The 1,200-nt window shown below is 46.2% G+C and carries 4 protein-coding genes; 2 read left to right on the top strand and 2 right to left on the bottom strand.

What is annotated here, in order from left to right:
• Positions 1-148, bottom strand: a 148-nt coding sequence (locus A3766_RS32585; protein WP_156508679.1) for an NAD(P)-binding domain-containing protein, incomplete at its 3' end; no start/stop codon positions are given.
• A gap of 24 nt (positions 149-172) precedes the next feature.
• Positions 173-751, bottom strand: coding sequence for a 6-phosphogluconolactonase (pgl, locus tag A3766_RS04335; protein ID WP_231882830.1), 579 nt, complete (start codon positions 749-751; stop codon positions 173-175).
• On the opposite strand from pgl, the gene A3766_RS04330 reads away from it, so the two are divergent.
• Together A3766_RS04330 and A3766_RS04325 are read left to right on the top strand one after the other, a co-directional pair.
• The gene (locus A3766_RS04330; RefSeq protein ID WP_068641768.1) at positions 750-956 is read left to right on the top strand and encodes a hypothetical protein; all 207 of its coding nucleotides are present in this window, start codon (positions 750-752) and stop codon (positions 954-956) included. The two genes, pgl and A3766_RS04330, sit on opposite strands and share 2 nt — an antisense overlap.
• Before the next feature lie 31 nt (positions 957-987).
• On the top strand, positions 988-1,200 hold a 213-nt coding region (locus tag A3766_RS04325; protein ID WP_197479311.1), incomplete at its 3' end, for a 6-phosphogluconolactonase.

Here is a 1,200-nt window from a genome sequence, read left to right as displayed (position 1 = left end):
CAGCAAGACCCTTGATAAACTCGGATACTTTGCTCTGCGTTCGGTTATACGCAACGACCCTGACACCGTGGTCATTCATATTCAGAACCAGGTTTTGCCCCATTACCGCTAGACCAATGACTGCAATGTCTGCTTTGTTATCCGCCATAATTATCCCTCGACTATTTCTTGTTTAATGCTCGCTAAGTTTAGCTGCCGATTCCGCATCTAAATACCACTCAACACACCCTGAGCTTGCAATAATTCGTGAAAAAATATTGGCTGCCGGGTAGCTTTTAGAGACTTCTGCCTGATCGACTATTTCTCGCACGACACTTGCCTTACTCTTACCCAAGGCAATAAATGTCACTCTCTTGGCACATGATATGACTGAAGCACTTAGCGAGATTCGCTCCTGCTTGGAGCTTGGTTGAGTCGCCTGAACGGCACTCTGAGCACAGTCGTAATCTGTTTGGCCAGGAAACAATGAGGCAGTATGTCCATCTTCCCCAATACCCAGCATAACCCAATCAAAAATAGGAAAGGCATTCACTCCATCAGATACTGATGGCAGACAAGCCAGCATTTCATCTTTGAATTCGATCAAGGCTTTTTCTTGCGCTAATTCACCATGAATGGGATGAATGTTACTCGCTGGAATTAGCACATGGCTAAACAACAGCCGCATGGCTTCACCATAATTGCTTTGCTCATCATTAGCCGACACACAACGTTCATCTCCCCACCAGAAATGTAAGTTCCGCCAAAGAATGCTATTTGCTCGTAGCGACGCCGTGCAATCCTGTTGGCAGTTTGTCGAGCCTATTCTGAAATATCAAGCTGGCGACCATGCCTTGCATGGTTATGCGAGTGGTACATGGGGGCCGAAAGAAGCCGAGAGCCTTCTTCGGCGTGATGGCCGTACCTGGCGTTTTCCGTGTAAAAATTTAGCCAATACTCATTATTGTGAGTTATAGCGAGATAAAAAATTCTTAAGCAGGGGGCAGTATGAATGCGAGTAGTGATGGTTCTATTATAAGCATTTATGAATCAGCTGATGAGCTTGCAGAGGTAGTGGCCAAACAGTGGCTGGCTCTGAGCCAATCTGGCGCCGATATCCATATCGCTTTATCGGGCGGGACAACGCCCAAACATATTTTTGGCTACATAGCCCACAGTGATTACGCAAATAGCATTCTTTGGCGGAACTTACATTTCTGG

It is taken from the genome of Oleiphilus sp. HI0132 (genome assembly GCF_001635845.1).
Note: the sequence above shows the minus strand (reverse complement) of the source record. Positions and strands in the feature narration are given on the sequence as shown.

Coding starts and splice junctions, on each gene's coding strand:
- A3766_RS04330 (WP_068641768.1), top strand. CDS start 750: ATGCTATTTGCTCGTAGCGACGCCGTGCAATCCTGTTGGCAGTTTGTC.